General features: G+C 71.9%; 27 protein-coding genes and 1 pseudogene. 21 read left to right on the top strand and 7 right to left on the bottom strand.

Annotated elements, in window-relative coordinates; all coding sequences use genetic code 11:
- Positions 1–180: 180 nt before the first annotated feature.
- Positions 181–240 (top strand): annotated as a pseudogene (locus tag NQO67_RS44810) (hypothetical protein); the annotation flags it as partial.
- On the opposite strand, the gene NQO67_RS44815 reads toward NQO67_RS44810, so the two are convergent.
- The 3 genes from NQO67_RS44815 to NQO67_RS23025 all read right to left on the bottom strand — a co-directional run bounded on the left by NQO67_RS44815 (position 240) and on the right by NQO67_RS23025 (position 4,878).
- Positions 240–449: a hypothetical protein gene (locus NQO67_RS44815; protein ID WP_255952051.1), complete on the bottom strand. Its 210-nt coding sequence runs from the start codon at positions 447–449 to the stop codon at positions 240–242. The pseudogene NQO67_RS44810 and the gene NQO67_RS44815 sit on opposite strands and share 1 nt — an antisense overlap.
- A gap of 401 nt (positions 450–850) precedes the next feature.
- Positions 851–2,857: an ABC transporter ATP-binding protein gene (locus NQO67_RS23020; RefSeq protein WP_255952052.1), complete on the bottom strand. Its 2,007-nt coding sequence runs from the start codon at positions 2,855–2,857 to the stop codon at positions 851–853.
- Positions 2,854–4,878, bottom strand: coding sequence for an ABC transporter ATP-binding protein (locus tag NQO67_RS23025; protein WP_255952053.1), 2,025 nt, complete (start codon positions 4,876–4,878; stop codon positions 2,854–2,856). The genes NQO67_RS23020 and NQO67_RS23025 overlap by 4 nt, the downstream gene beginning before the upstream one ends.
- A 439-nt stretch (positions 4,879–5,317) precedes the next feature.
- Here NQO67_RS23025 and NQO67_RS23030 point away from each other — a divergent pair, with 439 nt between their 5' ends.
- The 8 genes from NQO67_RS23030 to NQO67_RS23065 all read left to right on the top strand — a co-directional run bounded on the left by NQO67_RS23030 (position 5,318) and on the right by NQO67_RS23065 (position 13,638).
- Positions 5,318–6,523: a L,D-transpeptidase gene (locus tag NQO67_RS23030; protein WP_255952054.1), complete on the top strand. Its 1,206-nt coding sequence runs from the start codon at positions 5,318–5,320 to the stop codon at positions 6,521–6,523.
- A 386-nt stretch (positions 6,524–6,909) separates the two neighbouring features.
- Positions 6,910–8,049 carry a L,D-transpeptidase gene (locus tag NQO67_RS23035; protein ID WP_255952176.1) on the top strand — a complete coding sequence of 380 codons (1,140 nt, stop codon included), beginning with the start codon at positions 6,910–6,912 and terminating at the stop codon, positions 8,047–8,049.
- Between the two features lie 217 nt (positions 8,050–8,266).
- On the top strand, positions 8,267–9,034 hold the full coding sequence (locus NQO67_RS23040) for an enoyl-CoA hydratase/isomerase family protein (RefSeq protein WP_255952055.1): 768 nt from the start codon (positions 8,267–8,269) through the stop codon (positions 9,032–9,034).
- A gap of 231 nt (positions 9,035–9,265) precedes the next feature.
- Positions 9,266–9,769 carry an ATP-binding protein gene (locus tag NQO67_RS23045; protein ID WP_308295691.1) on the top strand — a complete coding sequence of 168 codons (504 nt, stop codon included), beginning with the start codon at positions 9,266–9,268 and terminating at the stop codon, positions 9,767–9,769.
- A 459-nt stretch (positions 9,770–10,228) separates the two neighbouring features.
- A complete protein-coding gene (locus NQO67_RS23050) occupies positions 10,229–11,425 on the top strand; it encodes a YVTN family beta-propeller repeat protein (RefSeq protein ID WP_255952057.1) in 1,197 nt (398 codons plus the stop codon).
- Positions 11,426–11,515: 90 nt separating this feature from the next.
- Complete coding sequence (locus NQO67_RS23055; RefSeq protein WP_255952058.1) at positions 11,516–12,436, top strand: helix-turn-helix domain-containing protein; 921 nt, start codon at positions 11,516–11,518, stop codon at positions 12,434–12,436.
- Between the two features lie 189 nt (positions 12,437–12,625).
- Positions 12,626–12,841, top strand: a complete 216-nt coding sequence (locus tag NQO67_RS23060) for an EF-hand domain-containing protein (protein ID WP_255952059.1) — start codon at positions 12,626–12,628, stop codon at positions 12,839–12,841.
- A gap of 185 nt (positions 12,842–13,026) precedes the next feature.
- The gene (locus NQO67_RS23065) at positions 13,027–13,638 is read left to right on the top strand and encodes a dihydrofolate reductase family protein (protein WP_255952060.1); all 612 of its coding nucleotides are present in this window, start codon (positions 13,027–13,029) and stop codon (positions 13,636–13,638) included.
- A 6-nt stretch (positions 13,639–13,644) separates the two neighbouring features.
- On the opposite strand, the gene NQO67_RS23070 is transcribed toward NQO67_RS23065, so the two are convergent.
- The gene (locus NQO67_RS23070) at positions 13,645–13,929 is read right to left on the bottom strand and encodes a hypothetical protein (protein ID WP_255952061.1); all 285 of its coding nucleotides are present in this window, start codon (positions 13,927–13,929) and stop codon (positions 13,645–13,647) included.
- A gap of 271 nt (positions 13,930–14,200) precedes the next feature.
- Between NQO67_RS23070 and NQO67_RS23075 the strand changes: the two genes are divergently transcribed.
- Positions 14,201–14,434 (top strand): metallothionein, encoded by a 234-nt coding sequence (locus tag NQO67_RS23075; protein ID WP_255952062.1) that lies wholly within the window; start codon positions 14,201–14,203, stop codon positions 14,432–14,434.
- 214 nt (positions 14,435–14,648) lie between these two features.
- Positions 14,649–15,920: a PP2C family protein-serine/threonine phosphatase gene (locus NQO67_RS23080; RefSeq protein ID WP_255952063.1), complete on the top strand. Its 1,272-nt coding sequence runs from the start codon at positions 14,649–14,651 to the stop codon at positions 15,918–15,920.
- A 64-nt stretch (positions 15,921–15,984) separates the two neighbouring features.
- On the opposite strand, the gene NQO67_RS23085 is transcribed toward NQO67_RS23080, so the two are convergent.
- Complete coding sequence (locus NQO67_RS23085) at positions 15,985–17,451, bottom strand: aminotransferase class I/II-fold pyridoxal phosphate-dependent enzyme (protein WP_255952064.1); 1,467 nt, start codon at positions 17,449–17,451, stop codon at positions 15,985–15,987.
- 146 nt (positions 17,452–17,597) lie between these two features.
- On the opposite strand from NQO67_RS23085, the gene NQO67_RS23090 reads away from it, so the two are divergent.
- The 10 genes from NQO67_RS23090 (at position 17,598) to ligD (ending at position 24,692) form a co-directional block, all read left to right on the top strand.
- On the top strand, positions 17,598–18,605 hold the full coding sequence (locus NQO67_RS23090; protein WP_255952065.1) for an SDR family oxidoreductase: 1,008 nt from the start codon (positions 17,598–17,600) through the stop codon (positions 18,603–18,605).
- Between the two features lie 258 nt (positions 18,606–18,863).
- On the top strand, positions 18,864–19,307 hold the full coding sequence (locus NQO67_RS23095; protein WP_255952066.1) for a hypothetical protein: 444 nt from the start codon (positions 18,864–18,866) through the stop codon (positions 19,305–19,307).
- On the top strand, positions 19,304–19,558 hold the full coding sequence (locus NQO67_RS44315; RefSeq protein WP_255952073.1) for a monovalent cation/H+ antiporter complex subunit F: 255 nt from the start codon (positions 19,304–19,306) through the stop codon (positions 19,556–19,558). The genes NQO67_RS23095 and NQO67_RS44315 overlap by 4 nt, the downstream gene beginning before the upstream one ends.
- Positions 19,558–19,866 (top strand): monovalent cation/H(+) antiporter subunit G, encoded by a 309-nt coding sequence (locus NQO67_RS23105; protein ID WP_255952075.1) that lies wholly within the window; start codon positions 19,558–19,560, stop codon positions 19,864–19,866. The genes NQO67_RS44315 and NQO67_RS23105 overlap by 1 nt, the downstream gene beginning before the upstream one ends.
- Positions 19,866–20,102 (top strand): Na(+)/H(+) antiporter subunit B, encoded by a 237-nt coding sequence (locus NQO67_RS23110; RefSeq protein ID WP_255952177.1) that lies wholly within the window; start codon positions 19,866–19,868, stop codon positions 20,100–20,102. Before NQO67_RS23105 ends, NQO67_RS23110 begins: the two co-directional genes overlap by 1 nt.
- Positions 20,099–20,836: an MnhB domain-containing protein gene (locus NQO67_RS23115; protein ID WP_255952076.1), complete on the top strand. Its 738-nt coding sequence runs from the start codon at positions 20,099–20,101 to the stop codon at positions 20,834–20,836. The genes NQO67_RS23110 and NQO67_RS23115 overlap by 4 nt, the downstream gene beginning before the upstream one ends.
- Positions 20,833–21,186 carry a sodium:proton antiporter gene (locus tag NQO67_RS23120; protein ID WP_255952077.1) on the top strand — a complete coding sequence of 118 codons (354 nt, stop codon included), beginning with the start codon at positions 20,833–20,835 and terminating at the stop codon, positions 21,184–21,186. The genes NQO67_RS23115 and NQO67_RS23120 overlap by 4 nt, the downstream gene beginning before the upstream one ends.
- On the top strand, positions 21,183–23,018 hold the full coding sequence (locus tag NQO67_RS23125) for a complex I subunit 5 family protein (protein ID WP_255952078.1): 1,836 nt from the start codon (positions 21,183–21,185) through the stop codon (positions 23,016–23,018). Before NQO67_RS23120 ends, NQO67_RS23125 begins: the two co-directional genes overlap by 4 nt.
- 406 nt (positions 23,019–23,424) lie before the next feature.
- Positions 23,425–23,532, top strand: coding sequence for an LPFR motif small protein (locus NQO67_RS23130; RefSeq protein WP_255952079.1), 108 nt, complete (start codon positions 23,425–23,427; stop codon positions 23,530–23,532).
- 194 nt (positions 23,533–23,726) lie between these two features.
- A complete protein-coding gene (gene ligD / locus NQO67_RS23135) occupies positions 23,727–24,692 on the top strand; it encodes a non-homologous end-joining DNA ligase (protein WP_255952080.1) in 966 nt (321 codons plus the stop codon).
- Positions 24,693–24,758: 66 nt separating this feature from the next.
- Here ligD and NQO67_RS23140 read toward each other — a convergent pair whose 3' ends face one another.
- Positions 24,759–25,079 carry a GatB/YqeY domain-containing protein gene (locus NQO67_RS23140; RefSeq protein WP_255952178.1) on the bottom strand — a complete coding sequence of 107 codons (321 nt, stop codon included), beginning with the start codon at positions 25,077–25,079 and terminating at the stop codon, positions 24,759–24,761.
- A gap of 136 nt (positions 25,080–25,215) precedes the next feature.
- The gene (locus tag NQO67_RS23145) at positions 25,216–26,139 is read right to left on the bottom strand and encodes a GNAT family N-acetyltransferase (RefSeq protein WP_255952179.1); all 924 of its coding nucleotides are present in this window, start codon (positions 26,137–26,139) and stop codon (positions 25,216–25,218) included.
- Between the last annotated feature and the right edge of the window lie 252 nt (positions 26,140–26,391).

Genomic DNA, 26,391 nt, shown 5'->3' on the forward strand with positions numbered 1-26,391 from the left:
CCACCATCGAGATCACACCTGGAGGCAGAATGACGGGCATCGGACGGCGAACCAATTACGCGGTCGACAATCCGAGCCAAGCCGCTAGCTGGCAAGACGGCGGTAGCAGAGCAGGGCAGGGCTGTGGCGATCCCGGCGGAGGCCAGAGAGAGTTCTGCCTTGCACTCGTAGCAGCGGTGCATGAAGACGCTGCGGCTACGGGCCGGACTCGACCGCGAGCAGTTCGGCAAGCGCATCGGCTACGCGCCCTCAACGGTCGCCGCGTTCGAGCAGGGCCGGCGGGTTTCGCCGAACGCGGTGACCACGCCTTTGCCGGCCTGGCCATCGGGGCGCCGCGCGGCACCGTCCTCGTTCTCCCAACCGTCCCCGACCTGCACGGCCGTTACTTCGTCCTCCTCCGGAACGGCCTCCGGTCCCCTACCCATATCCGTACCCGCATGCTCTGCCATCGTCCACCGCCTTCCCTGGCCTAGCGCCCCCGCCGGGACGCTGTAACGCCGCACCGCTCGTACCCGGCACCGCACCCCGTGTACAGCGTGTCCGCGTCGGTGCGTCACCATTGGTCACGCTATGCGGTCACGAGGAAGGCGGTGGCCATGACCAGCAACCTCGGCCATCCCGTCGGCATCACCCACACCGGCCGCGCTACCTTGCGCGCCGTCTCCACCACCGCCGTGCGAAACGCGCACCCCCGGCACCAGGCGATGTCTCCCACTGATCAGCCGGGGCGAGACCGAGAGGCCGCCGCCGGGGGTACGGGGGCGCCCCGGACCGTACGGGGCCACTGACCCGGTGGAGGGGGGCGGGGTGCGCCCGTCCAGGGCGTGCCCCCCTGGGCGCACCGAGAACGTCAGCCCGCCACGCTGTCCCGCCAGGCCCGGTGCAGGTCGGCGAAGGCGCCACCGTCGGTGATGAGCGTCGCCGGCGGGCCGTCCTCGACGATGCGGCCGTCCGCCATGACCAGCACCCGGTCGGCGATCTCGACCGTGGACAGGCGGTGCGCGATCACCATGGCGGTACGCCCGTGCAGCACGGTGTGCATGGCGTGCTGCACCGCGCGCTCACCCGGGATGTCCAGCGAGCTGGTCGCCTCGTCCAGGATCAGCACCGCGGGGTCGGCGAGCAGCGCACGGGCGAACGCCACCAACTGCCGCTGCCCCGCCGAGATACGCCCGCCGCGCTTGCGCACGTCGGTGTCGTAGCCCTCCGGCAGGGAGGTGATGAACTCGTGCGCCCCGATCGCCTTCGTGGCCTGCTCGATCTCCGCGCGGGTGGCGTCCGGGCGTCCGATGGCGATGTTCTCGGCGACGGTGCCGGAGAACAGGAACGCCTCCTGGGTCACCATCACCACCCCGCGCCGCAGATCCGCCGTCGAGAGGTCGCGCAGGTCGGTGCCGTCCAGCAGCACGCGCCCCTCGGTGGGGTCGTAGAACCGCGCGAGCAGCTTGGCCAGGGTCGACTTGCCCGCGCCGGTGGCACCGACCACGGCGACCGTCTCGCCCGCCGGGACGGTGAGGTCGAAGCGGGGCAGCACCTCGCCGCCGGTGCGGTACGCGAACCGCACGTCCTCGAAGACCACCGCCCGCCCCGGGAGGCCGGGGTCACGCTCCGCCAGCGGCTTGGGGGACTCCGGCTCGGGCACGGACGGGGCCTGCGCCAGCAGCCCCGCGATCTTCTCCAGGGAGGCCGCCGCCGACTGGTAGGAGTTGAGGAACATGCCGAGCCGGTCGATCGGGTCGTACAGCCGCCGCAGGTAGAGCACCGCGGCAGCCAGCACCCCGAGCGCCAGGGAACCCCCGGCGACCCGGTAGGCGCCCCAGAGCACCATCGCCGCCACCGCCGTGTTGGCCACCAGGCGTGAGCTGACCACGTAGCGGGCCATCTCCACCGTCGCATCGCCGTTGTAGCGCTCGTGGCGCCGGTTGAGCAGGTCGAAGGCGGTGTCGTTGACCTTCTCGCGGCGGAAGGCGCGCACCGGGCGGATGCCGTTCACCGTCTCCGTGAACTTCACGATGACCGCGGCGATCGCCGTGGACCGCTTCCCGTAGATCTCCGCGGCCCGCCGTCGGTACCGCCGCACCAGCAGGAGCAGCGGGAGGAAGGAGACCAGCGCGGCGGCGCCGATGCCGAGGTCGAGCCAGAGCAGCAGCACCGCGATGGAGACGAAGGACAGGATGACGGTGATCAGCTCCTGGAGCCCCTCGCCGAGCAGCTCGCGCAGCGACTCCACGTCGGTGGTGGAGCGGGCGATCAGCCGGCCCGAGGTGTACCGCTCGTGGAAGTCCAGGCTGAGCGCCTGGGCGTGCCGGAAGATCCGCCCGCGCAGATCCAGCAGCACGTCCTGGTTGACCCGCGCCGAGGTGACCGTGAACGCGTACTGGAGGGCGCCGGAGGCCAGGGCGCAGAACGCGTAGCCGGCGCCGACGGCGACAAGCGGTCCGTAGTCGTGCCGCCCGGCCGCGGGCACCCCGCGGTCGATGGCGTAGGCGACCAGCAGCGGCCCCGCCTGCACGGCCGCCTGCTGGAACAGCAAGAGCACGGTGGTGAGCACCACTCGGGGGCGCATCGGCGCGAGCAACGAGCGCAGCAGCGCGCCCGTTGCGCCTTTCGGGACGGGCAGGGTGTCGCGGGTGAAGGAGTCGGTGGGGTCGGTGGGGTCGGCGAGGTCCTGGAGTTTTTGGGGTTCTTGCGGGTCTTGGGGTTCCTGCGGGTCTTGGGGTTCCTGGGGTTCCAGGGGCTGCTGGGGGGTGGCGGTGCCCCGTGCGACCGGCCCGGTGGTGCCGTCGGGGCCGGTGGCGGCGTTCCTGTCGTCGCCGTCGTCGGCCTCCGGGGAGGTGCTGGTGGGCACCGTGGTCATGGGTCGGTCCCCTCTGCGGGTGCGAGCGCCGGGGGCGGGTCCCCGGGCAGGGCGGGCGCGGGTGTGGCTGACGTGAGCGCCGCCGGCGACCCGTGGGCCGCCCGGTCTGCCCGGTCCGTGGGGTTCACAGGGTTCACGGGGTTCACGGGGGTCACAGGGTTCACGGGGTCCGCGGACATCAGCCAGGCGTACTGGGCGTTGTTGCGCAGCAGCTCCTGATGGGTGCCGACGGCGACGATCCGGCCTTCGGACAGCAGCGCCACCCGGTCGGCCAGCAGCACGGTCGACGGTCGGTGCGCGACGATCAGGGCGGTGGTGTCCGTGAGGACCCGGCGCAGCGCCGCCTCGACCAGCGCCTCCGTGTGCACGTCGAGGGCGGACAGCGGGTCGTCCAGGACGAGGAAGCGCGGGCGGCCCACCACGGCCCGGGCCAGCGCCAGCCGTTGCCGCTGGCCGCCGGACAGGCTCAGGCCCTGCTCGCCGACCTGCGTGCGGGCCCCCTCGGGCAGTGCGGTGACGAAGTCCGCCTGGGCCACCGCCAGGGCGTGCCGCAACGCGTCGTCGCCTGCCGTGTCCGTGCCGCCCATCAGCACGTTCTCCGCGACGCTCGCCGAGAACAGCGTGGGCTCTTCGAAGGCGACGGCGACGAGGGTGCGCAGTCGCTCGCGTGAGATCGCCGTGATGTCCTCGCCGTCCAGGGTGATACGGCCCCGGGTCGGCTCGTACAGCCGCGGCACGAGCGCGGTGAGGGTCGTCTTGCCCGACCCCGTGGCGCCCACCAGGGCCATGGTCTCGCCCGGGGTGATGTGCAGGTCCACGCTGCTCAGCACCGGGGCTGCACCGGCCGGGGCATCGGGGTAGCGGAACTCGACGTCTTCGAAGACGAGGCCCGGGCGGGACGAGGCGGTGACGGTCGCGGCGACGGCCGGAGGCGCATGAGGGCCCGCCCCCTCCGCCTTCTCCATCCCGTCCGTCCGTTCCCTCCCCTCCGCCTTTTCCATCCCGTCCGTCTGCTCCGTCCGCTCCGTCTCGCGTGGCTCGTCCATCACCTCGAAATACCGTTCCGTGGCGGTGGCCGACTCCTGGGTCATGGCGAGCAGGAAACCGATGGATTCGATGGGCCAGCGCAGGGCGAGTGCGGTGGAGAGGAAGGCCACCAGGGTGCCGGCGGACAGCTCGCCGCGGGCGACCTGGAGGCAGCCGAGCACCAGCGCGGCGCCGATGGCCAGCTCCGGCAGCGTCGTGATGGTCGCCCAGATCGAGGCCAGCAGACGCGCCTTCGCCAGCTCCGTGCCCCGCAGGGTGTGCGCCTGCGCGCGGAAGGCCAGCGCCTGGCTGCGGTGCCGGCCGAAGCCCTTGATGATGCGGATGCCGAGCACGGCTTCCTCGACGACCGTCGCCAGATCGCCGACCTGGTCCTGCGCCCGGCGCGCGACCTTGGTGTAGTGCCGCTCGAAGAGCGCGCACAGCACGATGAGCGGCGCTGCCGGGGCCAGCAGCACCAGCCCGAGTGACCACTGCTGTACCAGCAAGATGATCATGCCGATCAGTACCGTCGTGCCGTTCACCAGCAGGAACGTCAGGGGGAAGGCAAGGAACTGGCGCAGCAACATGAGGTCGGTCGTGCCGCGCGACAGCAACTGGCCCGAGGCCCAGCGGTCGTGGAAGGAGACCGGGAGCCGCTGGAGGTGGCGGTAGAGATCGGCCCGCATCCGCGCCTCGACACCCGCCAGCGGGCGGGCCACCAGCCACCGCCGCAGCCCGAACAGCCCCGCCTCGGTCAGACCGAGCAGCAGCAGGTACAGCGCCCCGAGCCAGACGCCGCCCGGGTCGCGGTGGGCGACCGGGCCGTCCACGATCCACTTCAGGGTGAGCGGGATCACCAGACCCACGCAGGACGCGACCGTCGCGACCACCGCCGCGCTGAACAGTCGTATACGCACGCGGCGCACATATGGCCACAGCCGCAGCAGGGAGTGCGCCGTGGAACGCCTCCTGCCGGGCACCTGTTTATCGGACATCAGGAGCGAGCCTACGGATTGCAGCTGACGCCGCCCACCGAGTTTTCCTCGGCCCTTGGGCGGATCGGGCTCGTCCGCCGGTCTTAGGCCGTTCTGGGGCAGGTGTGCCGAAAGCCGCTGGGTGTGGGCGGTTTCCGGGCGACTGGGCCCCGGTCCGGAGCACCGGGTGGGACCCTCCGGGCCACTGCACCGGAGGCGTGGTCGGGGCGGCCGAACGGGCGGTTGCCCGGCAGCGGTCGGCGACGGCCGACGGCGACCGGCGACCCGACCGGCCCACCGTCCGCGCCGGGGCCATCAGCGTCGGACCGGCGTGCCACCGGCGTCGGACCGGCGTGCACCGCCCGGTCCGGCCGTTCGTGTGTCGCCCGCTCCGGTGTCGCCGCTGGTCCGCGGGGGTGCACGCGCGTTTCCCCGCCGGACCGCTGTCGTTGGGTCAGGCGTGAAACGCGTAGTGAGGCGCGCGCGGCGCGCAGGACTCGTACTGGTGGCCCCCCTGCTCGCCGGGGGCGCGTTGTTGGCGGCGGCTTCGGGATGCACGTCGGGCACCTGGTTCGGCGGGGCGCACGCGGCTGCGGACACCATCGTGGTCGCCCCGCTCGACGGCAGCCGGAACGTGCCGTTGGGGCGGCGGATCGGGGTGCGGGTGCGCGCCGGGCGGCTCACGTCGGTGCGGGTCGTGCGGCACCAGGACGCCCGGACGGTCCGCGTGCCGGGTCGGGTCTCGGCGGACGGCCTGTCCTGGCGGCCGGCGGGCGGCAGGCTCGCCACGGACGCGCGGTACACCGTGGACGCGGTGGCGCTGGACGGGCACGGGCGGCGGTCGGCGCGGCACGTCGCGTTCCGCACGATCGTCCCGGCGCACCACTTCACGAGCGAGGCGATTCCCGTGGACGGCGCCACGGTCGGCACCGGAATGATCGTCTCGCTGCGGTTCGACCACCCGATCCGCAACCGTGCCGCCGTGCAGCGCGCCATCCGCGTCACCGCCCACCCCGCCGTGCCCATCGCCCCGCACTGGTTCGGCCACGACCGGCTCGACTTCCGTCCCGAGAGCTACTGGCGGCCGGGCACCCGGGTCAGCGTGCGGCTGCGGCTGCGCGACGTGGTGGCGGCGCCGGGCGTGTACGGGCGGCGGAACCGCACGATCGCGTTCACCGTCGGGCGCGACCAGGTGAGCCAGGTGGACGTCGCGGCGCACACCATGGAGGTGCGCCGCGGCGGCCAGCTCGTCACCATCCTGCCGATCACTGCCGGCGCCTCCGGGACCAGCACGTACAACGGCAAGATGGTGGTCAGCGAGATGCTCGACGAGACCAGGATGGACGGCCGCACGGTCGGCTTCGACGGGGAGTACGACATCCCCGACGTGCCGCACGCACTGCGCCTGACCGCCTCCGGCACCTTCGTGCACGGCAACTACTGGTCGGACGACGTCTTCGGCAACGACAACGTCAGCCACGGCTGCGTGGGCCTGCGGGATGTGCAGGGCGGGGACTCCGAGACGCCCGCGGGCTGGTTCTTCGAGCGCAGCCTCATCGGTGACGTGATCGAAGTGGTGCACTCCGACGACCGCGAGGTCGCCCCGGACAACGGCCTCGGCGGCTGGAACATGAGCTGGCGCGCCTGGCGCGAAGGTACGGCCTGACCTGGTGTCCCACCCGTCCGCCGTGCCGCATGCGCCCCGGATGGTGCGGGTTCGCAGGCAACCACCCGGTCCCTCGCCCGTGTTGAGACTGAAAGGTGACCATCGCGGGGAGTCATCGAGGGGAGCCGATGTGATTAATTGACGCGGAGTGCGTTGCCGTGTGCGGTGCGCACGTGCCTGGTCAGGCGTGCGAGGGGAGAAAAGACGTGAACGGGCGGGCGATGTCGGGGATATCGGTCGACGCAGGGCAGGACGCACCCCACCGGCATCGGATACCTGCCCTGATACGGCTGCGCAAGCAGCGCACCACGGGCACCGCAGGCACCACCCCGCGCCGGACCGCGGCCCGGCGGCGCGCCGTGGCCCTGCCGGCCCTGGTGTGCGGGATGCTCCTGCTGGCCACCGCGTGTGGCGGCGACGACTCGGACGGCGGCGGCAAGAACGGCAAGGCCTCGCCGAAGCCCGTGCCGAAGGCAGCGGTGACGGTCAGCCCCAAGGACGGCGCGGACTCCGTGGACACCACGGGCGCCCTCAAGGTCAGCGCGTCCGGTGGCCGGCTCACCCAGGTCGAGGTCGAGGACTCCAAGGGGCACCCGGTCGACGGCATGCTGTCCGAGGACGGCGCGAGCTGGCGCCCCTCGGGTCACCTGGCGCTGTCCACCACCTACACGGTCCACGCCCGGGCCAAGAACTCCCAGGGCCGCGAGACCGTCGAGCAGACCACGTTCAAGACGCTGAAGGCGCAGAACACCTTCATCGGGAGGTTCACGCCGGAGGACGGCTCCAAGGTGGGCGTCGGCATGCCGTTCTCGCTGAACTTCACGCGTGGCATCACGCACCCTGAGGACGTCGAGAAGGCCATCACGATCACGACCGAGCCGAAGGTGGAGGTCAAGGGCCACTGGTTCGGCAACGACCGTCTCGACTTCCGCCCCGAGGAGTACTGGGAGCCCGGCACCAAGGTCACGGCCAAGCTCGACCTGGACGGCGTCGAGGGCCGGTCGGGCGTCTACGGCACCCAGGCCAAGTCGGTGACGTTCACCATCGGCCGCGCGCAGATCTCCACCGTCGACGCCAAGACGCACCAGATGAAGGTCGAGCGCGACGGCAAGGTCATCAAGAAGATCCCGATCACCTCGGGCTCGCCCGGCCACACCACGTACAACGGCCAGATGGTGATCAGCGAGAAGTACCACCAGATCCGGATGGACAGCCACACCGTCGGCCTGGGCGGCGCGTACGACATCAAGGACGTACCGCACGCGATGCGGCTGTCGACCTCCGGCACCTTCATCCACGGCAACTACTGGGCGGGCGGCGCCTTCGGGAACTACAACGCCAGCCACGGCTGCGTCGGCATCCGGGACGTGAAGGGCGCCTACGACAGTCACCAGCCGGCCGCGTGGTTCTACAACAACTCGCTGATCGGCGACATCGTCATCGTCAAGAACTCCAAGGACAAGAAGATCCAGCCGGACAACGGCCTGAACGGCTGGAACATGTCCTGGGCTGACTGGACGAAGTGATACCCCTTTTTTTGTGGCTCGGTTCGCCTCCGGGCGCCTCAGCCGGTGGTGAGAGACCGATCGTGCTCAGCCCGACTCCGTCGGGCCTCCGCGCGTTCGGCCTCTCACCACCGGCGCGCCCTTCGGCTCACTCGCTGAGATGGGGCACCCGCGCGCCCTTCGGCTCACTCGCCGCCGGGGCACCCGGCCGTCGTTAACGCCCGCTAACCTGCTCTGCATGACTGTGCATCTGGAAGTCGCCGACGGCGTCGGGACCCTGCGCCTGGACCGGCCGCCCATGAACGCGCTGAACATCGCCATCCAGGACCGTCTCAAGGAGCTCGCCGAGGAGGCCGCGGAGCGCGCGGACGTGCGGGCCGTGGTCGTCTACGGCGGCCCGAAGGTGTTCGCCGCGGGCGCGGACATCAAAGAGATGCGAGACATGGACCACGCGGCGATGGTCGAACGCAGCCGTGGCCTACAGGACTCCTTCACGGCCGTCGCCCGCATCCCCAAGCCGGTGGTCGCCGCCATCACCGGATACGCGCTCGGCGGCGGCTGCGAGCTGACGCTCTGCGCGGACTACCGCATCGCTGCCGACAGCGCGAAGATCGGGCAGCCGGAGATCCTGCTCGGCCTCATCCCGGGGGCCGGGGGCACCCAGCGGCTGGCGCGGCTGATCGGCCCGTCCCGCGCCAAGGACCTCATCTTCACCGGCCGCCAGGTGTCCGCCGACGAGGCGCTGACCCTCGGTCTCGTGGACCGTGTGGTGCCCGCCGCCGAGGTGTACGAGCAGGCGCACGCGTGGGCCGCCCGGCTGGCCAAGGGCCCAGCCCTGGCGCTGCGCGCCGCCAAGGAGGCCGTCGACACCGGCCTGGACGCCGGCATCGACACCGGCCTCGCGGTGGAACGCACCTGGTTCGCCGGCCTGTTCGCCACCGAGGACCGCGAGCGCGGCATGCGCAGCTTCGTGGAGGAGGGGCCCGGCAAGGCACGGTTCAGCTGAATGCCTCTTTCGGGTTACCCGGGCTGCTGAGGAAGATCTTGTCCGGGAGCTCGTGAAGGCCGTGCAGAGCGGCCTTCGAAAGAGGGGTGGTCCACACAGGTCAGGGCTCGAACATCGGAATGTGTCATACCAGTGGCATATGCCATACGAGAATCCGGACATCGGGGACCACCCCTCGGTGATTCCTGCGAACGGCCGCGGCGGGTACTCCGGGCGGCCATGATGGGGGGCATGGCGGGCCTGGAAGGTGTGGAGCAGCCGAGGCGGCACGCGGGTGCCGTCGCGGCACGCTGGTCGCCGGCGGTCGAGGACGAACGGGCGCTGAAGGCACTGGAGTTGTACGGCAACCCCGCCGAAGGCGAGGTGCGACTGCCGTCGCGCCCGGAGTCCGCGGCGACCGCGCGCCGCCTCGCCCAGCTCGTGGTGCTCCGTCAGTGGGGCCTCGGTCCACGGCTGACCGAGGAGACCGTGCTGCTCGTCTCCGAACTGGTCGGCAACGCCGTGCGGCACACCGGCGCCCGCACCTTCGGCCTGCGGATGCGATACCTGCGCGCCCGTCACTGCATCCGTGTCGAACTGCGTGACCCCTCGCGCGGGCTGCCCTGCCTGATGCCCGTCCAGGAACTCGACGTCTCCGGCCGGGGCCTCTACCTCGTCGACGAGTTCTCCGACCGCTGGGGCGTCGACCTGGAACCGCATGGCAAGGCGACGTGGTTCGAGATGCGCATTTCCTGAACGCGCCCTGCGCACGCAAACCCGGATGTGCACGGCAATGCCAGCAGCCCCCGTGCGCCTTCGTGGGGCGGGCGGGGGCTGCTGTCGGGATGCCGCGGAACTCGGGGGATGGGGACCGCGGCGGCCGGTGGGCCCCCAGGGGTCGCCCTGACCCGGTGTGCATCCGGGCCGCGGGAGCCGTGATCTCGACTATGGCAGACCGACGCCCTCCGACCAACCTCGTTAATCGGTCAAAAGGCATTAAATGCCTCATCTGTCGATGGATTCGTAGGTGAGGTGTGTCACTCGCCTGGGAATAGTTGGTAGGACTTCCTGGTTTCTGGTGCGATCGGAAGGCGCTCGATCGTCGTGGGCGTCGGAGTGGCCGTTCGGGTGGCCCGGACGGCGTGCGCGGACGGTGTTCACGCGGATACCCCGCACCGTTCGCCGAACGTCGCATTCCACGCCAGTCTGCTGACTGTGTACCCGGAACGTATTCAGCGCGCCGCAGCCCTGCTCGCTGGTGTGCTGCTCGTCGCCCTCGCCGGCTGCGGCACGTCCGCGCAGGACCGGCACCCGCAGGGCCACGGCAGTGGCACCCCGTCCGCCCCACCGGCCCGGCGCAGCGCAGGGCCCGACCCGGAGGGCGGCCTGCCGGGCATGCCACCGGTGCTGGACCCGACGAACGTCTACGCCGCCGACCGCCCCGGCATGCTCGCTCCGGAGGTCAGGGACTTCCCGTCCCGGATCTACGTGCCCAACACCAACTCCGACACGGTGACCGTCATCGACCCCACCACCTACCGGGTGCTCGAGACGATCCCGGTCGGCCACCAGCCGCAACACGTGGTGCCCTCCTGGGACCTGAAGACCCTCTGGGTCAACAACGACCTGGGCAACACGCTCACCCCCATCGACCCCAGGACCGGCAAGGCCGGCAAGACCGTCGACGTGCACGACCCGTACAACCTCTACTTCACGCCCGACGGCCGGCACGCCGTCGTGATGGCCTCGAAGGACCACGAGCTGGTCTTCCGCGACCCGCACACCATGAAGGTGCAGAAGACCGTCCCGGTCGGCTGTGCGGGTGTCAACCACGCCGACTTCTCCAAGGACGGCCGGTACTTCGTCGTCTCCTGCGAGTTCTCCGGTGAGCTGCTCAAGGTGGACACGGCCAAGATGGCCGTCGTCGCCCACCAGAAGCTGCCCTTCGACGGTGCGATGCCGCAGGACGTGAAGCTCTCCCCGGACGGCAGCACCTTCTACGTCGCCGACATGACGGCCAACGGCATCTGGGTGCTGGACGGCGACCGGTTCGGCCAGCCGGCGCTGCTGACCACCGGGCGGGGCGCACACGGGCTGTACGTGAGCCGGGACGCCCGCGAGATGTACATCTCCAACCGGGGCGAGGGCACCATCTCCGTCTTCGACTTCGGCCGGCGCGAGCTGACCAGGAAGTGGCGGCTGCCGGGCGGCGGCAGCCCCGACATGGGCGGCGTCTCGGCCGACGGGCGGGTGCTGTGGCTGTCGGGGCGCTACAACGCCGAGGTGTACGCCATCGACACCCGCACCGGCGCCCAGCTCGCCCGCATCCGGGTCGGCGACGGGCCGCACGGACTCGCCGTCTACCCCCAGCCGGGACGCTATTCGCTCGGCCACACCGGAGTCTTCCGCTGACCCGTGCACGCGGGCGGAGCACCTCGGCACGCACCTGCTGTGCGGTACGTGCTTGAGTCTCCACCCACTGGAAGGTCCAGACTCCTCGACATGATCGATGACGGCACGGAGCTGCTCACCATCGGGCAGCTCGCCCGGCGTACCGGCCTGTCGGTCCGCACCATCCGCTACTGGTCGGACGAGGGCGCGCTGACGCCCGTGACCAGGTCGGCGGGCGGCTACCGGCTGTACGACACCGCGTCCGTGGCACGTCTGGAACTCGTCCGCACCCTGCGCGAGCTGGGCCTTTCGCTCGCCGACGTGCGCCGGGTGCTGCACGGCGAGACGACGGTGGCCCAGGTCGCCGCCACCCATGTGACGGCGCTCGACGCGCAGATCCGGAGCCTGCGGATCACCCGGGCCGTGCTGTCCACCGTCGCACTGCGCGGTTCGACCGCCGAGGAGATGACTCTCATGAACAAACTGGCCCGGCTGTCCGCGGCCGAGCGCCGCCGGATCATCGACGACTTCGTGACGGAGGTCTTCAGCGGTCTCGAGAACGTCGATCCCGCCATCCGCGAGCGGATGAGCCACCGGGAGGTCGACCTGCCCGACGACCCCACGCCCGCACAGGTGGACGCCTGGGTGGAGCTCGCCGAGCTGGTGCAGGATCCGGGGTTCCGGGCGCGGATCCGCGAGATGGTGGAGTTCAACGCGCGGGACCGCGGCCCGAACACCCCCTCCGGCGCCTCGGTCTGGTTCGCCCGGCGGCTCGTCGAGCTGGTCGGCGCGGCACGGCAGCAGGGCATCGCACCGGAGGACCCCGCCGCGGACGCCGTCCTGGACGAGCTGCTCGGCCCGGACACCGACCGGGCAGCGGTCCTGCAACGCATGGAGTCCGGCACCCAGGCGGACGCCGCGCGCTACCGGGAGCTGGTGGCCATCGTCAGCGGCCGCGAGCCCAAGTCCGCACACCGCGAGGAGTTCGCCTGGACGATGGCCGCACTCCGCGCTCGGCTGGACGGGTGCTGATTCTCCCGGGGGGCACAGCAGTCCACAGTCGCTCCGCGACGGGCCCGACCCCCGGCCGAAGAGCAGGCCACGCGGCGTAACCGGAACAGACATCGCGAGGTGAACCTGACCGAACACCGCGCCACCGGCTCCCGTTACGCTGGCCTGCGACACAGGGCCAAGAGCCAAGGGCACAAGGGGAGGAACCCGGTGGCGGACATCGAGGAAGCACGCAAGGCGTTCCAGCGGTTCGACAAGGACGGCGACGGATTCATCACCGCGGCCGAGTACAAGAGCGCCATGGCGCAGATGGGCGACTTCCATGTCACCGAGGCAGTGGCCGAGGCCGTGATAGGGGCCCAGGACGCCAACGGCGACAGGCTCCTCTCCTTCGACGAGTTCTGGGCGCACCTGAACAAGTCGTGACGGCGTGAACCCGCCGCACCCCGGGCCCGGCCCGCCTCCCCCGGCGTGCCGGGCCCGGTGGTCGTCATACCGCATTCCAGGTGGTTCTCCCCGCACCGCGCACGTCCGGTGGCCGGCCGGCGGGGGCTGCGGTGCCTAGGGTGGCGTGCACCGACGGATCCCGCCAGCATCGCCGGAGGCACCGCATGCGGCTCACCCTCAACACCTTCCTCACCCTGGACGGCGTGATGCAGGCACCGGGCCAGCCCGGTGAGGACACCCGGGGCGGATTCGAGCACGGTGGCTGGCAGTTCCCGCACTTCGACGACGACGCGGGCCGGGTCGCCGCCGACTGGTTCGCCGAGGCCGACGCGTTCCTGCTCGGCCGCCGGACCTACGAGATCTTCGCCGGATACTGGCCCAAGGTGACCGACGAGTCGAACGTGTTCGCGCTGCGCCTCAACACCCTGCCGAAGTACGTGGTGTCCACCACGCTCTCCTCAGCCGACTGGCAGAACACCACGCTCATCAGCGAGGACGTGGCCGGCAGCGTCACCCGGCTGAAGGCGCAACCGGGCAACGAACTCCAGGTGCACGGCAGCGGCCGACTCGCCGCGACCCTGGAGGCGCACGACCTCATCGACGAGTACCGGCTGTGGTTCCACCCCGTCATCCTGGGCACCGGGCACCGCCTGTTCACCGGTGCCGGGCCGCTCGGACTGCGGCTGACGGGCGTACGGACCACCGGCAGCGGCGTCATCATCGCGTCCTACGAACCGACCGGGGCCCCGCGCCACGGCTCCTTCGCCGAGGAGTAGGCGGGGCTAGGGCGCCTGCGGCGGCCCGCCGGTCGAGGCCTCCGCCCGCACCTGGCCCTCCACCTCGTGCAGCGCGAGGCTGTGCTCCCTGGCGAAGTCCGCGACGGCGGTGTGCAGCTCCCGCTCCAGGTCACGCCAGGCCCGTAGCGCGGTCTCGTACGTCTCCGCCTGCTGCTCCGTCTGCTCCGCCGCCGCGGGGGGACCGTACTGGTGCCGCAGCTCATCGACCTTGTCGCGCGCTTCGTTGGCCACCTGTTGCTTCTCGACGAGTTCGGCGAAGGTATGTGCCACGAGCGGATAGTAAGCGCGCAGGTACGAGCTTCGGCATCGACTCGCGGGACGGTGGTGGCGGCACCGACCCGGCTCACCCGGGCGTCTTCACGCCCCGCGCACGGCGTGCGCCCGGCGGGGTGACGCCGGTAGGCCGGCCGGGCGCAAGACGCCGCACGGCCGGGAGCCCGCTGCGGCCGCGGGGTACGTAACTGGCGCACCGCCCAGGGGCAACCGCCTTGCGGTGCTGCCCCCTGCCCCGCGTCCTTGCCCTACGAGGAGCTGACTCTTCATGGCCGTCTGCGAGGTCTGCAACAACGACTACGAGATGTCGTTCGAAGTGCATGCCGCGGGAGCGGTCCACACCTTCGACAGCATCGAGTGCGCCGCCCAGAAAATGGCCCCCGTCTGCGACAACTGCCAATGCCGCATCCTCGGCCACGGCCTTGAGTCGGACGGCCAGTTCTACTGCTGCGCACACTGCGCGCGCGAGCAGGGCGTCGGGCGGCTCATGGACCACGCCTGACGCAGTGACGCTCTGCCGCTCTGCTGCCCGGGAGGGCGCCCTGCCGGAGCGATGGGCGCGGAGCGTGCGCCGGGTGGCACGGTGAGTCAGCACGGCCGGGCGTGGGCGCCGCCGGCCGAGCGGAGAAGCGTGGCCGTCCGCAGTACGTTGGTGCAGGAAGCCGGTGCCGCCCTGGCTTCTCGCACCTCGCGCACCTCGTCGAGGAGGGGCCCGCATGCGTAGCCGGACAGCCCGCTCCGACGTCCTGGCCGACCTGATCTCGGCGAGTCATGTGATGACCCTGGAGCAGATACCGGACAAGGTCGCGGAGCACGCTGCCCGTGGCGGTTGGTCGCCCGTCCGGATCTACCTGGCCGACCTCCAGCAGAGGTTTCTGCACCTGCTGCCCTCCGGCCGCGCAAGTCGGACCTCCGTGCGGGCGCCGATCGAGCTGCCGGTCGAGGGGACCGCGGCGGGCCGGTGCTTCCGGACCGGTGCGGTACTCCCCGCGGTACCGTCTCCGGCTGCTCAGTGGTGGGTCCCGTTGATCGACGGCACGGAACGGATCGGGACGGCACTGATCGGCGAGTCGGACCCGGAACCCGGCGGGCCCGTCCCCCTCGAGGACCTCGACGCGCTCGCCGGACTCATCACCCTGCTGCTGGTCAGCAAGCGCGCCACCAGTGACTTCCATGCCCGCCTGATACGGCGCCGGGACATGAAGGTCGCCGCCGAGATGGAGTGGCGCCTGATGCCGCCGCGTACCTGCGCCGCCGAGCGGGCCTTCATCAGCGCGGTGATGGAACCCGCCTACGAGGTCAGCGGTGATGCGTACGACTACGCCGTCGCCGCGGACGCGATCGACCTGGCGGTGTACGACGCCATGGGCCACGACACGGCGGCCGGCCTGACCGCCAACCTCGCGGTCGCCGCCGGACGGAAGTACCGGCGGCAGGGCGCCGGGCTCATCGAGACCGCCGAGGGCATCGAGCGGACGCTCGTCGAACAGTTCGGCGGCAACCGCTTCGCCACCGGGATCCTGGCCAGACTGGATCTGACCGACGGATCACTCGACTGGATCAGCCACGGTCACTTTTCCCCCGTCGTGCTGCACCCCGGCGGCACCGCCGAGCAACTGCCCGGTGCGCCTGCACCGCCGATGGGCACCGACCTCGGGGTGACCGCCGCCGTCTGCCGGCACCGGCTCGGCCGCGGTGACCTCCTGCTGCTCTACACCGACGGGATCACCGAGGCGCGCAACCGTGCGGGTCAGGAGTTCGGCCTTGAGCGGCTGGTCCACTTCCTGGTGAACCAGGGCCGCAGCGGCCTGCCCGTGCCGGAGCTGCTCCGCAGCCTCATCGCCCACCATCACGGCTACCACGAGGGAAAGCTCCCCGACGACGCCACCGTCATGATGCTGGGCTGGAACGGCCCGGAACCCTACGAGCCGCACCGCCTCGAACGCCTCGTCGGCGTCACGCACGCCGGCTATGACTCGGGTCGCTAGGACCTGTCGCCCTCAGGTCACCAGGTCCTCTCACCGGACTCCCGACGCCGCCCGAAGGGCGGGTTCACTCCTCGACGGCCACCCGGACCGTGCCGAGCAGCGGGTCCGACGCGTCCGGTAGGAACATCCCCGCGTCGACACCGGTGCGCAGGTAGCGCAGGACGTCCTCGTCGAGCCGTTCACCGGGAAGCACCGCGGGGACGCCCGGCGGGTAGGGGGTGATCATTTCCGTGCACACCCGGCCGGCGGCACGGTCCCACGGCACCGTTTCGCCGGCACCGAAGAAGGCGTCTCGGGGGAGCATGGCCTGCTCCAGTCGCAGGTCGCGTGGGGCAGGCAGGTCGACGGGCGGCCCGTGGCCCAGTTCGGCCGCGTGTGCCGCGAGGTCGCGCAGGCCGTTCAGCAGTGCCTGGGTGGTGGTCTCGTCGTCGGCGTGGGTGAGCTGGGCGCTGATCCGGCGGTGGTCGGCGATGTGGGTGTTGATCCGGTGCCGGGTGCGGAGCCAGTCGGCGGCACGGTATCCGGTGGTGCCCAGGGCGGACAGGTCGATGATGATCTGCAACGGGTCCAGGTCGTGCGCGAGGCCCGGGCCGCAGAAGTCCTCCGCGCCGTGCACCCGAAGGCCGTCGATCGCGTCGATCAGCCGCCGCGTCCGGTGGGCCAGCGCGAGTGCGCGGTCGTACAGCGCGCGGCCGTCCTCCACCATGTGGCGACGCCAGCCGTCGAGCGCCGCGTAGATCAGCACCGACGGGCTGGTGGTGCCCAGCAGGTCGGCGCAGGTCCGCAACCCGATCGGGGTGACGAGGTCGCCCTGGCGGTGGAAGACGGACCCCTGCTCGAGGCCGGAACCCATCTTGTGCACCGACGTCACGCACACGTCGGCGCCGGCGTCCATGGCCCAGGTCGGCAGGTCGGGATGGAAGGGCAGGTGCGCTCCCCACGCCTCGTCCACGATCAGGGGTTTGCCGCGGTCGTGGCAGATGCGGGTGAGCGCCCGCAGATCCGAGCAGGTGCCATACGGCGTGGGGGTGGTGACCACGGCCCCGGCCGCGTCCGGGTGCGCGTCGAAGGCGGCGGCGAAGGCCGCCGGCGACGGAGCGTGGGCCAGATGCCGCTCGGCGTCCCAGCCGGGGTCGACCCAGACGGGTCGGATGCCCGCCAGCACCAGACCCGAGACGACCGACTTGTGCACGTCACGGCCGATGACCAGCTTCTCGTGGGGCCGTACCACCGACAGCATGGCGGCCTTCACGGAAAGTGAGCTGCCGCAGGTGGAGAAGAAGGTGTGCTCGGCGCCGACGGCATCGGCCATCAGCTCTTCCGCCTCCTCCAGCACGCCGGCCGAGGTGGTGCGGTCGTCGAGCCCGTGCACGGCCAGGAGATCGGAGCGGAACACCGCGTCCCCCAGCACGGACCTCACCCGTGGGTCGGCGCCCCTGCCCTGCTTGTGCCCCGGCGGGGTGAAGGGGATCTGCCCCTCGTCGTGGTAGGCGGCCAGGGCATCCAGGACGGGAGTGCGTGAGTGGTCCATGCGACACAGGTTTCCTCGCTCGGGCCTGGGAAACGGCTCCGTCCCGCGGGCCGCTCCGGCGAAACGGTGACGTTAGGAACGATGACGCTCGGGAACCTGACGGTGACGTATCGGCGCGGGGCGCTCGGACGAAAGGGATGATGATCATGACCCAGACCGTTGTCGTCACCGGTGCCAGCGCCGGAATCGGCCGGGCCACCGCACGGCTGTTCGCCCGGCGCGGTGCCAACGTCGTCCTCCTTGCGCGCGGCAAGGGCGGCCTCGACGCCGCGGCCGCCGAGGTCGAGGAGCGGGGCGGGCGGGCGCTCGCGGTCCCCACCGACGTGGCCGACCATGCGCAGGTCGAGGCCGCCGCCGCCGCGGCCGAAGAAGCCTTCGGACCGATCGACGTCTGGGTCAACAACGCCTTCACGTCGGTGTTCGCCCCATTCATGGAGATCGAGCCCGAGGAGTACCGTCGGGTCACCGAAGTGAGCTACCTGGGCTTCGTGCACGGCACACGGGCCGCCCTCAAACGGATGACACCCCGGGACGCCGGAGCGATCGTGCAGGTCAGCTCGGCCCTCGCGGAGCGGTCCATCCCGCTGCAATCCGCCTACTGCGGCGCCAAGCACGCCATCAACGGCTTCACCTCGAGCGTCCGCACCGAGTTGCTGCACCAACGCAGCCACGTCCACGTCACCGTGGTGGAGATGCCCGCCGTCAACACGCCGCAGTTCTCCTGGGTGTTGTCCCGGCTGCCCAGGCGTCCCCAGCCCGTGCCGCCGATCTACCAGCCGGAGGTCGCCGCGCGCTCGGTCGTCCAGGCGGCGGACCATCCGCGCCGCAGGCAGTACCAGGTGGGCGCGTCCACCACCGCGACGGTCCTCGCCAACAAGCTGGCCCCCGCCCTGCTCGACCGCTACCTCGCCCGGACCGGCTACGCGTCGCAGCAGACGGACGAGGCCGCGTCCGGCAACGGGCCGGAGAACCTGTGGCAACCGGCGGACAGGGCCGAGTGGGACGACTACGGGGCGCACGGGGAGTTCGACACCCGCTCCCATGCGCACTCGGTGCAGACGGGGCTGGCCCGGCACCCCGCGCTCCTGTCGGCCGCCGTCACCGGTGCGGCGGCAGCGGGCCTCGGAGCGGTGCTCCGCCACCGGCGGCGGTAGCCGGCGTCCCCGTACCGGGGCGATCGTCGTGCGCGCCCGCTGCGCCTTTCGTGTAGTTCGGCGGTTCGCGGGTTACCCGGAGAGGGTGACTTGTCACCCGCGGTGGGGATCGGCTGCGACGGTCGTCCCTCACCAGCGGTGATGATCGCCGGGGGAGGACGCGTGCCGCAGCGGCGCCGGCGTGGTGGGCCGGGAGGCTGCCGGCGGAACAGCCCGGCTGAGTACCCCGTGTGCGGCACTGCGAAGGGAGAGACGCCCGTGAAGGCTCTCGCCGAAATCATGGCCTGGACCGTCGTGTTGTGGGCCACGTATGTCGTCTTCATCTCCGGCATCGGGCCGGTGGACGTCGCCGTCGGTGGCGCCACTGCGCTCGCCGGAGCCGTCGCCGCGCGGGCCGTGCGCAGAGCGAGCGGCGCACGCGTGGGCGGCTGGGGCGGACTGGGGCCGGCGCTGCGCCACTGGCCGGGTGCCCTGCTGCGGGAGACCGGGCAACTCGCCACCGCCGCCGTACGCCGTGACGAGGGGACCTTCCGGACGGCACGGATCGCCTTCGGCACCGGTGCCGGCTGGGCGGTCGGCCTGCTGTCCGCCACCCCGGCCGCCTTCGCCGTGGACGCCCACGACGACGTGGTGCTGCTGCACACCCTGACCGACCGGCCCTCCGCGGTCGAGCGGGCCATGACCACGGGAGGCGAACGGTGAACGCCTGGCTGCTCGCCGCCGCATTCCTCGTCCCCGGCGGTCTCGTGCCACCCCTGTGGCTGGCCTGTCGTGGCCCCGTGGAGCAACGCATCGCGGCGATGTCCCTGGCGTCGACCGTCATGGCGGCGGTGTTCCTGCTGCTCACCGAAGGGTTCGGCAGGCCTGCGTACATCGACGTCGCGCTGGTGCTCGCGGTGCTCGCACCCGTCGGCACGCTGGTCTTCGCACGCTGCGTCGAAGGAGACGACTGATGCCGGCCCGCCATCTCGCCGCCCTCGTGCTGCTCGCCGCGGGCTGCGCCGTCCTGGTGCTGTCATCGGTCGCGTTCGTGCGGCTGCCCGGCCCGTACGCGCGGCTGCACGCCCTGGCCCCGGCCGGCTCACTCGGCGCCCCGCTGGTCGCCCTCGCCGCAGCCGTGCAGACCGGGCCCGGGCGGGCGGCCGTGAAACTGCTGCTCATCGGCCTGCTGCTGGCCGCCGGCGGCTCGGTGTGCGCCATGGCCGCCGGGCGCGCGCAGGCCAGGCGGGACGGCCTGCTGACGACGGAGGCGCACCGGTGATCGACTCCTTCCTGATCGGGTTCGCCCTGCTGCTGGTCGTCGGCGTCGCCACGGTGGCGGCGCTGACCCGCGATCCGGTGCGGCAGGCGGCGGTGCTCGCCGTCCTCGGCCTGTGCCTGGCGCTGCTGTTCGTGGTGCTCCAGGCGCCCGACGTGGCGCTCTCCCAGCTCGCGGTCGGCACCGCCATCACCCCCTTGCTGATCCTGCTGACGGCGCGCAAGGTCCGGCGCAAGTGAGCACGCGGCTGCGGACGGGACTGTTCCTCACGGCCGCGCTGGCGGTCGCGGTGTGGTTCGCGCGTGCCTGCTTCCAGCTTCCGGCCTTCGGTACGGCCCGCCATCCCTACGGTGACCGCGCGGTGCGGGCGGCGCTGCGCCACCACACCGCCAACGTGGTGTCGTCCGTCAACTTCGACCTGCGCGCCATCGACACCCTGGGCGAGGAATCGCTGATGTTCGCCGCCGTGCTCGGCGCGGTGGTGCTGCTGCGCCGGGCGCGCGACGAGCGCCGCACCGGGCCACGGCCGGCCAGGGTGCTGCCGCCGGTACTGCTGTTCGGCGCGCTGTCGCTCCCCCTGGCGCTGGTCACCGGCGGCTATGTCGTCGTGCACGGCGGGCTGTCGCCGGGCGGCGGGTTCCAGGGCGGGGTGGTGCTCGCCACGGGCCTGCACCTGGGGTACGTCGCCGCCGACTACGCCGTGCTCGAACGGGTCCGGCCGCTCGCCGTCCTGGACGTCACGGACGCGGTCGGCGCGTGCGCGTTCACCGCGCTGGGGCTCGCCGGGCTGCTCAGCGGTGCGGCGTTCCTGGCCAACGTGGCGCCGCTGGGCACCTTCAACACGCTCACGTCCGGCGGTCTGGTCCCGCTGCTGAGCGTGGCGGTGGGCATCGAGGTCGGCTCCGGAGTCATCGTGCTGCTGGCGCAGTTCCTCGACCAGGCCCTGGAAGTGCGGAGCAGGGACGCCTCATGACCGTACTGCCGTTCCTGGCCGCCGGGTGGATCTTCCTGGTCGGGCTGTACGGGATGATCACCAGCCGCAATCTCATCCGGACGATCGGCTGCCTGTCGGTGGCCCAGTCCTCCACCTACGTCCTGCTCCTGGCCATCGGCTACCGGCGGCACGGCACCGCCCCGGTCTTCTCCGACGTCACCCCGCACCGCCCCGTAGTGGACCCGGTGGTGCAGGCGCTGGTGCTCACGGACATCGTCGTGGGCGCCACCGTGACAGCGCTGCTGCTGGCACTCGTCATCCAGCTGCGTAAACGGCACGGCACGGTGGATCCGGACGACCTCGGCGAGATCCAGGGCGAGGAGTCGTGAGCCCGGAGCATCTCGTGGCCCTGGCGGTGGCGTTGCCGCTGCTGGGCTCGGTGGTGCTCGCCGTCTGCGACCGCTGGCTGCCCCGGGTCGCGTTGGACGCCATGGCGCTGGGCTGGGCCGCCGCCACCGTGGCCGATCTGGCCCTGCTCTGGGCGAGGGCGGGAGACGGCCATGTCGTGGCCTGGATGGGCGGCTGGCGTCCGCACGCCGGGACGAGCGTCGGCATCGTCCTCGTCGGCGACCGGACCGGCACCGGAATCGCGCTGCTCGCCGCGCTGCTGGTGCTCGCCGTGGTGGCCTACTCCTGGCGCTACTTCGACGAGCCGCCACGCGGACACTCCGGCATCTTCCCGGCCCTGGTGCTGCTCTTCGAGGCGGGCATGACCGGCTTCGCGCTGACCGGCGACCTCTTCAACGCGTTCGTCTTCTTCGAGCTGATGAGCGTCGCCGCCTACGCCCTGACCGGGTACCGCGTCGAAGACCCCAGGCCCCTCCAGGGCGCCCTGACGTTCGGTGTCGTCAACTCCCTGGCCGCCTACGCCACCCTGCTCGGCATCGGCCTGCTGTACGCCCGCACCGGAGAACTCGGCTTCGCCCAGATCGGCACGCGCCTGGCGCGGCACCACGCGGATCCGCTGCTGTGCTGCGCCTTCGCGTTCGTCCTCGTCGGACTGCTGGTCAAGGCGGCGATCGTGCCGTTCCACTTCTGGCTGCCCGACGCGCACGCGGTGGCTCCGACGCCGGTGTGCATGCTGCTGTCGGGGGTGATGGTCGAACTCGGCGGCTATGGAACGGCCCGGGTCTACTGGATCGTGTTCTCCGGCCCCGGCGGGATCCCCGCACCGCTCTTCCGGCAGGTGATGGTCACGGCGGGGGTGCTGACGGGCCTGATCGGATGCCTGATGTGCTGGCACCAGCATCACATCAAGCGCCTCCTGGCCTTCTCCACGGTCGCGCACAGCGGCCTGTTCCTCGTCGGCATCGCGCTGCTCACGCCCGAGGGCACCGCCGGCACCGCGCTGTACGTGGCCGCCCACGCGGGCATCAAGGCGGCGCTCTTCGGGCTCACCGGCATCCTGCTGGACCGCTACGGCAGCGTCGACGAGCACGAGCTGTACGGCCAGGGACGTGAGCTGCCGTTCGTCGGCGTGCTGTACACCGCCGGAGCCCTCGGCCTCGCAGCCCTCCCACCGTTCGGCACCGCCCTGGGCAAGGCGGTCGCGGAACACGCGGCCGGCCGGCTCCACGGGTGGCTGCCCGCGCTCTACGTGCTGGTCTCGGCGGTCACCGGCGCGGCCGTCCTGCGCACCGCACTGCGGGTGTTCGTGGGAGCCGGGCCCGCGCCGCCCGCGGAACGCGATCGCGAGGAGCCGGAGACCGGTGAGCCCGCCCGGCGCGTTCCGCGGCCGATGATCGCCGTGCCGCTCGTGCTGCTGGCCGCCGCGCTCGCGGCCGGCCTGGTCCCGGCCTGGGAGGCGGCCCTCACCAGGGCGGCCGACGTGTTCACCGATCGCGAAGGCTACGTTGCGGCCGTCCTGCACTCCGCGCGGCCGGTGCCGCCCGTCACGCCGGTCTCCGGCTGGACGGCCGAAGGCGTGCTCCTGGGAACGCTGTCCACGCTGCTGGCAATCCTGCTGGCCGCCGTGGGGGTCTGGGGTCCGACCCGGCCGAAGGCGTCCGCCCGGGCGCTGCGTCATGTCATGGGCCGACTGCGCGCCCGGTGCGTGCTGCCCCTCGTCCGGCTGCACTCGGGCCGCCCGGGCGACTACCTGGCCTGGCTTGTCGTGGGCCTGGGCTCCCTCGTTGTCTGGGTGGGCGTGCGGACGGGGTGACCGGGTGACCGGGTGCGTGTGCGGTGCGCGGAGCCGGTGGCGGCCGGACGCGCGAGGGGAGTTGGCCGGCCTGCCCCGGGCCGGTCGTCGGCTGCCGTCCCCAACTCCGTCCCCAACTCCGCTGTCCCGGCGGACGGAAGCACCGTCCGGCACGCCGGACGGTCGCCGGACGACCGGGTTTCCCCTGCCGGATTCAGGCAACTCGGAACGTGGACGGCGCACCACCACCGCACGGCATCCCACCCCCGTCGGCCGCCGGTGAGCGGCGCGGCGGTCCGCCGTACGTCGAAGGGACGAGGCAGGCCGCGGGCTCGACCGTGCGCCGGTGCGCGTGGCGCCGATGACCGGCGCGCCAGCCGTTGCGCTGGTCCCGTCACACCGAAACGACCGAAAGGATGAGTTGATCATGCTCACCGCTCTCGCCGACGGCCTGCGGATGATCGGCAGCGCCATCGCCACCGTCGTCACCCTGCCCTTCCGGCTGGTGGCGCGCCTGCTCGGCGGGGCCCGCTGAGCGGCCGGTCACGGAGCCGGAACCGGCGGCACGGCCCGCCGAGCGCCCGGCGGCGCTGCTACCGGCCGCCGTGGCCGGCCGAGCCGGGATCGAGGGTGTCCGGACGCCGCGAGGCGGGGTACCCGCCCCCTGTGGACCAGGCCTCCCCGTAGACGACCCGCCGTGCGCGGGGGAGGCGGAAAAGAGGTAAGGCGATGAGCCCGAAGGCGAAAGAGTACATACGCATCGGTAACCGCAGCGTGCCGCTGTCCAACCCGGACAAGGAACTCTTCCCCGAGGACGGGATCACCAAGGCCGAGCTCGTCGACTACTACCGCACCGTCAGCCGCGTGATCCTGCCGCACCTGAGGGACCGGCCCCTGGTCATGGAGCGGTATCCCGACGGATACCGGGGCAGGTCGTTCTACCACAAGGACGTCCCGGACTACTTTCCCGACTGGGTCCACCGCCACGAGGTGCCCAAGGAGGACGGCAGCCTGACCATGGCGTCCTGCGATGACGTCGCCACGCTGGCCTACCTCGCCAACCAGGCGTGCATCACCCTTCATCCCTGGCTCAGCCGCACCGACCATCTCAACTGCCCCGACCGCGTGGTGTTCGACCTGGATCCGCCCGACCATTCCGGCGGACGTGGCGGGCAGGCCGCAGGAGACGGCTTCGAGGTCGTGCGACGGGCCGCGCGGCAACTGGGCGACCTGCTCACCGAACTCGGTCTGCGCCCGGCGCTGATGACCACGGGGTCCCGGGGGCTGCACCTGGTGGTGCTGCTCAACCGGCGCACCGACTTCGACACCGCACGCGCCTTCGCCCGCCGCGTCGCCGACCTGCTCGCCGCCCGCCACCCCGACGCCCTGACCACCCAGGCCCGCAAGGACCAACGCCACGGCCGCCTCTACCTGGACACCCAACGCAACGCCTACGCCCAGACGTCGGTCGCCCCGTACGCGGTCCGAGCCCGGCCCCATGCGCCCGTCGCCACCCCCCTGGACTGGGCCGAACTCGACGATCCCGACCTCCACGCCCAGCGCTGGACGCTGCGCACCCTGCCCGAGCGGCTTGACGCACAGGGCGACGCGTGGAAGGGCCTCAGCCGCTGTCGGCGTTCGCTCGACGGGGCACGACGGCGCCTCGACGACCTCCGGCAGGACGCGGCGGCCTGAGCCACACCGGTGCCGGTGCGCGATAGCGCACGGCAAGGGTGGCCACGCGGCGCTGTCCGGTGTGCCCTATGCGGTGCCGGAGTCGTCGAGGAAGCGTTGGAGCACGGCGGCCTCCGCACGGAGCTGCGCGGCCCGGTCGGCGTGCGCAGGGGCGGTCAGCTGCGCGGCGGCCTCCAGTCGCTCGGCGGCCTCGGCGCGCACGACGTCGACGACACGGCGTTCGCTCAGCTCGCGCCGTGCCGCTTCGGTGACGCCGACACCGACCGGCGCGTTCTCGAGCGCCGAGTCGCGGGAGGCGGCGTCGTCCACGGGTACCGCCTCCGCGTTGTCCAGCGCGGCGAGCGTGGCGCGCAGGGCGCGCACCGTGACCTTGTCACGGGCGCGCATGGCTTCCGGCAGGGCTTGACGCATACGGAGACGCAGAGACATGCCGCCGACCGTAGGGTTTCCCCGGTGCGCCCGCAACGCGATAACCGTGGGCGTCATCCGCAGCGGTCACCGGCTGCGGATGACGCGGTCGACGTCAGCTCCAGGTCATGTTGATCTCCCGTCCGAAGTTGAGGTACCCGGCGCGCCGGAAGGCGTTCGCCATCGGGACGTTGCCGAGGTCGGTGGAGGCGCGGATACGGTCGACGCCCTGCTCGGCGAGGACACGGGTGCCTTCGGCGAGAACGTCGTCGATGTAGCCGTTGCCGCGGTGCGCGGGCAGGACTGCGAGGTACGCGATGACCGGGTTGTAGCCGTTGTGGGCCGGGACGACGAACCCCACGGGCTCGCCCTGGGGCAGGGTGGCGATGCGCCACCAGTCCCGCGGGCTGTTGTAGCGCGCGAGTTCGTCCTCGTAGTGCCGGACGGCCACCTCCGCGGCGGACATCCGGGTCAGGTCGGCACGGCTGTGTGCGTCCAGCGTCCCGTCGAGGACCGAGGTCATGAGGGCGACGAGTTCCTCGCTGTCGCCGACCGGCCGGAAGACGAGGCGCCCGCTGGGCTCGGGCAGTGGCGGTCGGGGGCGCCACTCCAGGCGCAGCCGTTCGACGAAGAGCCGGGCGCCGGCACGTTCCAGTACCGTCATGCGGTCCTCGACGACGCGCGTGGTCGTCGCGTTCTCACGCCAGTCCGGCGGGACGTGACGGCAGTACTCGGGGCGAGGCGCCCCGTCCGGGAGGACGGCGGCCATCGCGGTGCGCAGGAGGTGCGCCCCGGTGTCCAGGCGATCGGGCGCCCCGTTGTCGTCGTCGACGTCGAAGATGTCCAGGAGCAGCGGTGTGTCGCGCCCCGGTCGGCTCCACCAGGCAGCCCGGGCCAGCAGGTGGTCACCGCGCAGCGCGACCCACATCCATTCCGGCCGGCGGCGGCCGGCGGTCAGGTCGCCTGCCAGTTCGTCGTTGTAGGGGTATGGGAGTCGGGAGAAGAGGTCGAGTTCGTCGCGTCCGGTGATCGGACGCATGGTCAGGTCGTGCGTTTCGTTCGTTTTCACGGTGTAGGCACACTCCGGTGAAGGCGCCCGTCCGCTCCGGGGTCAGATGCGGTCCGCACCCCGGGAGGACACAAGCGCGGTGATCATGCGGATCATGGGCTCGTCCCTCCTCTCGCTCTCGGCGTTCCCCACCCGTCCGGTGGGGGTCCAGCGGTAACGTCTATCCGATCCAGAGCCCGTACGGCAAACCCTTTTTTCGCGCGACGAGCCCGTGGGGCGGCC

Source organism: Streptomyces odontomachi (assembly GCF_024435355.1).
In the GTDB taxonomy this organism is placed as follows: Bacteria; Actinomycetota; Actinomycetes; order Streptomycetales; family Streptomycetaceae; genus Streptomyces; species Streptomyces odontomachi.

What these genes read in the sequence shown, in the direction of transcription:
- NQO67_RS44815 (WP_255952051.1), bottom strand. Translation starts at nt 449, where the DNA reads ATGGCAGAGCATGCGGGTACGGATATGGGTAGGGGACCGGAGGCCGTT.
- NQO67_RS23020 (WP_255952052.1), bottom strand. Translation starts at nt 2,857, where the DNA reads ATGACCACGGTGCCCACCAGCACCTCCCCGGAGGCCGACGACGGCGAC.
- NQO67_RS23025 (WP_255952053.1), bottom strand. Translation starts at nt 4,878, where the DNA reads ATGTCCGATAAACAGGTGCCCGGCAGGAGGCGTTCCACGGCGCACTCC.
- NQO67_RS23035 (WP_255952176.1), top strand. Translation starts at nt 6,910, where the DNA reads ATGCTCCTGCTGGCCACCGCGTGTGGCGGCGACGACTCGGACGGCGGC.
- NQO67_RS23040 (WP_255952055.1), top strand. Translation starts at nt 8,267, where the DNA reads ATGACTGTGCATCTGGAAGTCGCCGACGGCGTCGGGACCCTGCGCCTG.
- NQO67_RS23045 (WP_308295691.1), top strand. Translation starts at nt 9,266, where the DNA reads ATGGCGGGCCTGGAAGGTGTGGAGCAGCCGAGGCGGCACGCGGGTGCC.
- NQO67_RS23055 (WP_255952058.1), top strand. Translation starts at nt 11,516, where the DNA reads ATGATCGATGACGGCACGGAGCTGCTCACCATCGGGCAGCTCGCCCGG.
- NQO67_RS23065 (WP_255952060.1), top strand. Translation starts at nt 13,027, where the DNA reads ATGCGGCTCACCCTCAACACCTTCCTCACCCTGGACGGCGTGATGCAG.
- NQO67_RS23075 (WP_255952062.1), top strand. Translation starts at nt 14,201, where the DNA reads ATGGCCGTCTGCGAGGTCTGCAACAACGACTACGAGATGTCGTTCGAA.
- NQO67_RS23080 (WP_255952063.1), top strand. Translation starts at nt 14,649, where the DNA reads ATGCGTAGCCGGACAGCCCGCTCCGACGTCCTGGCCGACCTGATCTCG.
- NQO67_RS23085 (WP_255952064.1), bottom strand. Translation starts at nt 17,451, where the DNA reads ATGGACCACTCACGCACTCCCGTCCTGGATGCCCTGGCCGCCTACCAC.
- NQO67_RS23090 (WP_255952065.1), top strand. Translation starts at nt 17,598, where the DNA reads ATGACCCAGACCGTTGTCGTCACCGGTGCCAGCGCCGGAATCGGCCGG.
- NQO67_RS23105 (WP_255952075.1), top strand. Translation starts at nt 19,558, where the DNA reads ATGCCGGCCCGCCATCTCGCCGCCCTCGTGCTGCTCGCCGCGGGCTGC.
- NQO67_RS23120 (WP_255952077.1), top strand. Translation starts at nt 20,833, where the DNA reads ATGACCGTACTGCCGTTCCTGGCCGCCGGGTGGATCTTCCTGGTCGGG.
- NQO67_RS23130 (WP_255952079.1), top strand. Translation starts at nt 23,425, where the DNA reads ATGCTCACCGCTCTCGCCGACGGCCTGCGGATGATCGGCAGCGCCATC.
- ligD (WP_255952080.1), top strand. Translation starts at nt 23,727, where the DNA reads ATGAGCCCGAAGGCGAAAGAGTACATACGCATCGGTAACCGCAGCGTG.
- NQO67_RS23140 (WP_255952178.1), bottom strand. Translation starts at nt 25,079, where the DNA reads ATGCGCGCCCGTGACAAGGTCACGGTGCGCGCCCTGCGCGCCACGCTC.
- NQO67_RS23145 (WP_255952179.1), bottom strand. Translation starts at nt 26,139, where the DNA reads ATGCGTCCGATCACCGGACGCGACGAACTCGACCTCTTCTCCCGACTC.